6 protein-coding genes are annotated in these 6,000 nt (G+C 63.5%); 1 reads left to right on the forward strand and 5 read right to left on the reverse strand.

Translation table 11 applies throughout. From position 1 onward, the window contains the following. The first annotated feature begins 518 nt into the window (after window positions 1–518). The gene (gene dprA / locus AB4089_RS18335) at window positions 519–1,427 is read left to right on the forward strand and encodes a DNA-processing protein DprA (protein ID WP_441410704.1); all 909 of its coding nucleotides are present in this window, start codon (window positions 519–521) and stop codon (window positions 1,425–1,427) included. Window positions 1,428–1,766: 339 nt separating this feature from the next. Here dprA and AB4089_RS18340 read toward each other — a convergent pair whose 3' ends face one another. The 5 genes from AB4089_RS18340 to AB4089_RS18360 are packed head-to-tail and all read right to left on the reverse strand — an operon-like array spanning window position 1,767 to window position 5,523. Beyond that, window positions 1,767–2,480 carry a DUF998 domain-containing protein gene (locus tag AB4089_RS18340; protein ID WP_285242556.1) on the reverse strand — a complete coding sequence of 238 codons (714 nt, stop codon included), beginning with the start codon at window positions 2,478–2,480 and terminating at the stop codon, window positions 1,767–1,769. A 51-nt stretch (window positions 2,481–2,531) separates the two neighbouring features. Further along, on the reverse strand, window positions 2,532–3,347 hold the full coding sequence (locus AB4089_RS18345; protein WP_285242557.1) for an alpha/beta fold hydrolase: 816 nt from the start codon (window positions 3,345–3,347) through the stop codon (window positions 2,532–2,534). Further along, entirely contained in the window at window positions 3,344–3,817 is a 474-nt protein-coding gene (locus AB4089_RS18350; protein ID WP_441410705.1) for an SRPBCC family protein, read from the reverse strand. The genes AB4089_RS18345 and AB4089_RS18350 overlap by 4 nt, the downstream gene beginning before the upstream one ends. Then, window positions 3,810–4,232 (reverse strand): ArsR/SmtB family transcription factor, encoded by a 423-nt coding sequence (locus AB4089_RS18355; protein ID WP_441410706.1) that lies wholly within the window; start codon window positions 4,230–4,232, stop codon window positions 3,810–3,812. The genes AB4089_RS18350 and AB4089_RS18355 overlap by 8 nt, the downstream gene beginning before the upstream one ends. Window positions 4,233–4,242: 10 nt before the next feature. Next, complete coding sequence (locus tag AB4089_RS18360) at window positions 4,243–5,523, reverse strand: IS110 family transposase (protein WP_441410707.1); 1,281 nt, start codon at window positions 5,521–5,523, stop codon at window positions 4,243–4,245. Between the last annotated feature and the right edge of the window lie 477 nt (window positions 5,524–6,000).

Here is a 6,000-nt window from a genome sequence, read left to right on the forward strand (position 1 = left end):
GAGAGTGCGACTTAGGCTGTAAAAAGACCGCCATTCCCTGGACGCCCGCGTCAAAGGACGCACCGCCGAGGACGCCGCGCGACGCGCAACGTCTACAGTCACCAGCAAGTCCGTTCTGCACGCGAGAGCACCACAAAGTAGAGGGGAAACCGCGCGTCACCTGAAGACTCCGGCTTCCGGCCTTCGCCCAGCTAGCGCCCAGGTCTACTGCACGGACCTCGCTTCGCTCGGGCTGTAGAAGCGTTTTTCTGTTTTTGCTGCTGTCCTCCGGATCGTACGTGCCCGCTCCACCGGCTCAACCGTCCTGCGGACGGCTGCGCAGCCAATGGGTTGTGTCGGCGCTTCGCTTATTTCCTCTCACAATCCATCCGCTGCTTGCACTTCGGGTTGCCCCGGCTCCGTCGGGCACAGCTACGCGCTGCTCCGCCAGCAGGCAAAAACGACCGGGGGAGAGGGGAAGCTGGCCGGTCACCATAGCCGCCCCACCCACCGGATCCTCAGCAAAGGACGAGAAAACCATGAACGATCGCATTGCACGCGCAGCCCTGACCCGACTCTTCGAACCCGGCGACCGTGTCGGCCGGGCCCTTGTGGGCAGGCTCGGCGCGTACGCCGTGTTGAGGCTTGCCACCGGCGCGCAGGCCGTACACCCCATTCCGGAGGCCACGGCCGAAGAACTGTCAGAAGCGTTGAAGCGGTGGGCTCCGCGGGTTCCGGAGGTTGACCCGGAGAAGGACCTGGCCACCATCGAACGCCTGGGCGGCGGGTTCCTCATCCCAGGAGATGAACACTGGCCGGAGGGCTTGGATGATCTGCCCGACGCGCCATACGGGCTTTGGTACCGGGGCAACATCGACAACGGCATCCCGGCGCCTTCGAAGTGTGTGGCCCTGACCGGTTCCCGGGACTCCACCAGCTACGGCGCCTCCGTTACAGGGGATATGGCCTACGGGCTGGCCCAACGTGGAATCTGCGTGGTCTCGGGCCTTGCGTACGGCATCGATGCGCACGCGCACCGGGCCGCGTTGGCCGGAAGCCAGGGAGACGGACCGGCGACCCTTGCGGTATTGGCCGGAGGCCTTGACCGTGACTACCCGTCCGGTAATGCTGACCTCGCGGCCGCGATCCGCGGCAACGGCCTGACCCTCTCAGAGCTTCCGCCCGGTTCCGCCCCGACCCGGTACAGGTTCCTGCAGAGAAACCGCATCATCGCCGCCCTTGCAGGGGTGACCTGTGTCGTGGAGGCCCGCTGGCGCTCAGGGGCGCTGAACACCGCACACCACGCCGAGACCATTGCCCGGCATGTCGCGGCCGTCCCCGGGAGCGTGCACAGTGCCAACTCGGCAGGATGCCACAGGCTCCTGAAGGAAGGCGCCGCGGTGCTGGTGTCCGATGCGGCCGAACTGGCCGAACTCCTCGCAGGCTAGTCCCTTCAGGTGGCCGTCCCGTTGCCGGGGCGGTCACCGGTGGCGGTCCGCCGTCGTGGCCGGCTTGCGCTGTGGGTCGGCGGCGGACCGCCACTCGCACACTTAGTGCCGGCGACCGGGGGCGCGCGGCCGCCGATGCCAGGGACGCCGAAAGAAGACCCGGGGTGCTGATGGAGGGTTCGCAGGGCTCACCAGGAAAAGGGCGTCCGCTGGCGCGGCCGGCTGTGGGGCCAGTGCCGGCTCCGCAGGGCTCCGCCGCCTCTGGCCCTGTTCTGTCTACGACGATGCTCCTATAGTCGTCAAATTGCTGTTGATCGTGCTTTTTAGTGGTTGGCTCGCTCAGCTGGTGCGGACGGTGGGAGGCAGGGGTTGGCTGCGTCGTAGGTGGGCGGCCGTTATTGCCAGCCAGGTCCAAGCGAGGACTACGGCTGCTGTGAAGCTAAGAACGATGACGGCTGACGTTGACCCGCTGGCAATGCCGACGAAGGCGGCGAGAAAGAGGATTCCGGTAGCAAGGGAGAATGCTCCGAGCCTCCGGTTTTCGGATGTGTAGAACCGGCGGGCCATAACGCAGCAGGCAGCGATGAAGGCGGCAAAGCCAATCCCTGCGGTAACGAAGTGAAGAAACCCGTGGAGGGACCCGGAGATAGGGGGTCCGGGAGGTGCGCCTTGAGGGAATCCGTTCATGGGATCGGCGGTGAAAATCCCCGCACCCACTAATCCGGCACCGTAGATTCCGACGAGAACCGGCCCCCAGGTGGCTCCTCGTCCGGGGTTGAGTGCGCGACGGAATCCGACGGCGGTCAGGAGGGTTAGGGCGCCGGTGAGGATCAGGTTTGTGGTTTGCATCCAGCCTAGGTCGCCGTTGGCTAGGACGCTGAGGTCGTTATGTGCCGCGTCGAAGCCCGGGCGAAGAAACGCCTGGGCATAGCTGACCAGAAGGTATAGGGGGCCGGCGGTGATGCCACAGGCCAGCAATACCCGCGTGGCAGAGGAGGCGGGCGGGCGTCGTTGGGATCCCTGATGTTCGGTCTGATAGCTGATTTTGGGCATGGTCTATTCCGGTCTGTGGGCGAAATGAATTTGGTGAGAGTGGTCAACGGGTCAGTTGGTGAAGAACCCGCGGAGTTCGGCTGCCATTGCTGCGTCTGAGACTTGGTGTGTTTGGCCCTCGAGGGTGCGGTGAAGGGCCTGGGGGATCGCGGCGGCTGTTGTTGCTTGAGCTGAGGTCATGACCGGGGCGGCTTTTCCACCGACCATGACAAGGGTCGGCACCGTGATTTTGGCGAACCGGCCGGTGGGTGCGGTGAAGTTGTTGGTAACGGCAATTTCATTGGGGAGGGTGTTGGCGGCGTCCTTTTGGCTCTTCCAGATCTTTGGCATGAGGCGCAGCATGAGGGGCACAAATGCAGGGACGCCGATCATCTTGACCAAGAAGTAGGAGACCATCGCGCCGCGCTTGTTTTGGGCGAGCAGTGAGTTCAGGTGCCCGGCGTGGTCGACGGGCGTTCCGTCGACGTTCCCGATTCCCGTGTAGGGGGCCTCGTAGGTGGCGAGCTTGCGCATCGGGATACCCGCCGCTGCTGCTTCGAGGGCGAGGGCCGCACCGGAGGAGATGCCATAGACGTAGGGGTCTCCGCCCGCATGGGTGATGACGGCGGCTAGGTCTTCGATTTCGCGTTCCACGGAGTAGGGCCGTGTATCACCGCTGTCGCCGCGGCCGCGACGGTCGTAGAAGTACACGGTGAAGGAGTCGGCCAGCGTGGTGGCCAGGGCCCGCGCCGGGCCGAAGGACCGGCCGCAGAAGGCGCCGTCAACCAGGACCAGGGAGGGGCCGGAGCCGATGTGTTCGACGGAGATGGGGGTTCCGTCCGCTGAGGTGATCTGGGTGACCTGGCTTTGGGCGGCGCTGGTTTTCATGCTGTGGGCCTTTCGAGGAGGGTGTCGAGTTTGGTGAAGGACAGTATCCATCCGGCGTGGGTCATGTCCCGGATCTCGTCGGTGAACGGGCCTTGATGGAGGGTCATGCGCGTCCGGTCGCCGTGATCGTGGAACTGAAGCCGCAGCACGACGTCGTCCACGGGCCCAGCCTCGGTCAGCGCTGTCAGTTGAATCTCGAGGGATTCCGGTGCCTGAAAGGCGGTGATGCGCCCCCGGATGGGGTGGCTGGCCCCGGTAGCGTTGTCGACCATGGTCAACTCCCACCGGCCCTGCTCCACGAGCTCCACGATGATGCTGTCCACGGGTACGTGAACTCCTTCAGGCCCGAACCATGAGGCGAGGAGTTGGGGTTCGGTCCAGAACCGCCAGACCGTGTCCCTGGGGGCGGCGAAAGAGCGGGAAATGAAAACATCGTGTTCTGTGACTTCCTGCTGGCGCCCCTCAGACATCTCGGCCCTTTCCCGTAGGTGGGGTGTCGCGCTGAAACGAGGCCAGCGCGCCGTCGAGTTTGTCGAAGGACTCACCCCAAAACTTCTTGTACCGCTCCATGTACTCGCTCGCTTCCTTAAGCCGGTCGGGCTCCAGATGACTGAACCGGGCAGTCGCTACCCGGTTCCGGGAGATCAGGCCAGCATTTTCCAATACCTTCAAATGCCTCGAAATCGCCGGTTGGCTGATCCTGAAAGGCGCCGCGAGGTCGGACACCTGCGCGTCACCGTCAGCGAGCCGCTGCAGAATAGCCCGCCGAGTCGGATCGGCCAACGCCGCGAACACTGCACTCAATTCATCAACCATCAAAACCATAACCTTGTCGTTATATAACCTTGTGGTTTTAGAGTAAGTCTGGTTTGAGTAAAGCGTCAAGCCTTGAGTCTCAGCTAACGGCGCCCGGTAACGCATTTGTCCTTGCTGCAGCTGTCGTCGGAGGTGTGCGGCGTGGCATTTCGGCCTGGTCGATGAGCCATTTCCGGTAGGCGCCGGCCAGGGCATCGTTGCGGATATGTCCGCGTTCCAGACGCGAAATGATGGAAACCCATTGACCAAGTTCGCCGGCGACGGTCGTTAAGGTCATGCCGAGGTCTGTCCGCCTGCGGCGGAGGTCGGAGTTGTCGGGTGCGGGCCGGGGATTGGTGATCTGACGGTAGATTTCCCTGGCTGCGTAGCGTTTGAGGCAGCGCATGATTTCGCGTTTGCTCTTTCCCTCTGACGTGCGTTTAGCCACGTACTCCTTGGTCCGTTGGCACGAGCCCATGCGCACCAGAACAACCTGGTGCAAGGCATTATTGGCGCTGCGGTCGCCGCCCCTGCTGAGCCGGTGGCGGGTTGTCTTGCCCGATGAGGCTGGCACCGGGGCGACGCCGACGAGCGAAGCGAACTGGGCCTCGTTCCCCAGACGGTCCGGATTGTCCCCGACGGTGATCAACAACTGGCTGGCCACTTCGGTTCCGACTCCTGGGAGATCACAAAGCATCGGAGCATAGCCGTCCAGGATTTCCTTGAGTGCAGCGTCAGCAGCCGCGATTTCCGTTCCCAGCGCTTGGCATCGGGCTGCCAACGCCTTGAGCGTCAGCAGAGTCACGTACTCGGGGTCAGCCATATGCCCGGAAGGTCTCGTGCGCTGCAGGGCAGGAATCAGCGCTGAGGTGGCCAGCGCCCGGTATTTCGCCCGGATCTTGTCCGGGGCTGAAACGAGGAGCGCCTTGATCTGGTTGATGGCCGCAGTGCGGGCCTTGATGGCTGATGCGCGCCCGGAACGTACGATCCGCAGGCATTCGACGGGGCCGTCTTTGGCCTTAGGGATCGCCTTGGTCCGCCCCTCGAGCACGGACTTGGCGGCCTGGTAGGCATCCAACGGGTCTGACTTCCCTTTGAGGCGACGGGCGGCCCGGTTCGGGCGGTTTACCTCCAGCACGGTGAGCCCTTCACCCCGAAGAGTTCGGGCGAGTTCGGCACCGTAGGAGCCTGTTCCTTCGACCCCGACGGCTACGACTGTGCCGTAGGAAGTGATGAAGTCGATGATTTTCCGGTATCCGGATCCCACGGCCAGGAATTCCCTGTCTGCAAGGGGTTTGCCGTGTTCGTTGATCACGGCTACGTGGTGTGTGTCGGCGTGGGTGTCGATACCCGCGATGACTTTTATTGGTTCGCTTGCCAAGATGGAAATTGCCCCTCAGTCGCGTCGAATGCTGATTGATCGGGCGCGGGCCAGGTGGGCAGACAAAACGGTAATGGGACTGGTCGTATCAGGCTCCTATGAGGTCATGTCCGCCTGGCCCGACACCCCTTTTAACGGACCTTGAGCCGGCGGACAGATCGTCGGGAAGACAGTGCCGCCTGGTACGTCAATTTTTGGCTGGGTCACGCCGGCTCAAGGACTGTTCCAGTATTACCGTTTTGGCTGCTGTCCTGTCGGATTGTACGTGTCCGCTCCGGCCGGTCCAGCCCCTCCTTCGTCGGGGCCTGCGGCTCAGGAAATGTCCCTGCGGCGCTCCTAATTCGTTGTTAAGCAGCTTCTCGCGGGTCATTTCGGTTGGTTTGCCGGGGGCTGTCTTCAGGGTTCTGCGGCACAATCCGCTGGTGCGACGCCTACGGCGCTCTTGGGTCTTTGAATCCTCGACGCAGAGCGGCGCGT

The sequence above is a fragment of the Arthrobacter sp. 2MCAF15 genome (assembly GCF_052115605.1).
Lineage (GTDB): Bacteria > Actinomycetota > Actinomycetes > Actinomycetales > Micrococcaceae > Arthrobacter.

What these genes read in the sequence shown, in the direction of transcription:
- AB4089_RS18345 (WP_285242557.1), bottom strand. Translation starts at nt 3,347, where the DNA reads ATGAAAACCAGCGCCGCCCAAAGCCAGGTCACCCAGATCACCTCAGCG.
- dprA (WP_441410704.1), top strand. Translation starts at nt 519, where the DNA reads ATGAACGATCGCATTGCACGCGCAGCCCTGACCCGACTCTTCGAACCC.
- AB4089_RS18350 (WP_441410705.1), bottom strand. Translation starts at nt 3,817, where the DNA reads ATGTCTGAGGGGCGCCAGCAGGAAGTCACAGAACACGATGTTTTCATT.
- AB4089_RS18340 (WP_285242556.1), bottom strand. Translation starts at nt 2,480, where the DNA reads ATGCCCAAAATCAGCTATCAGACCGAACATCAGGGATCCCAACGACGC.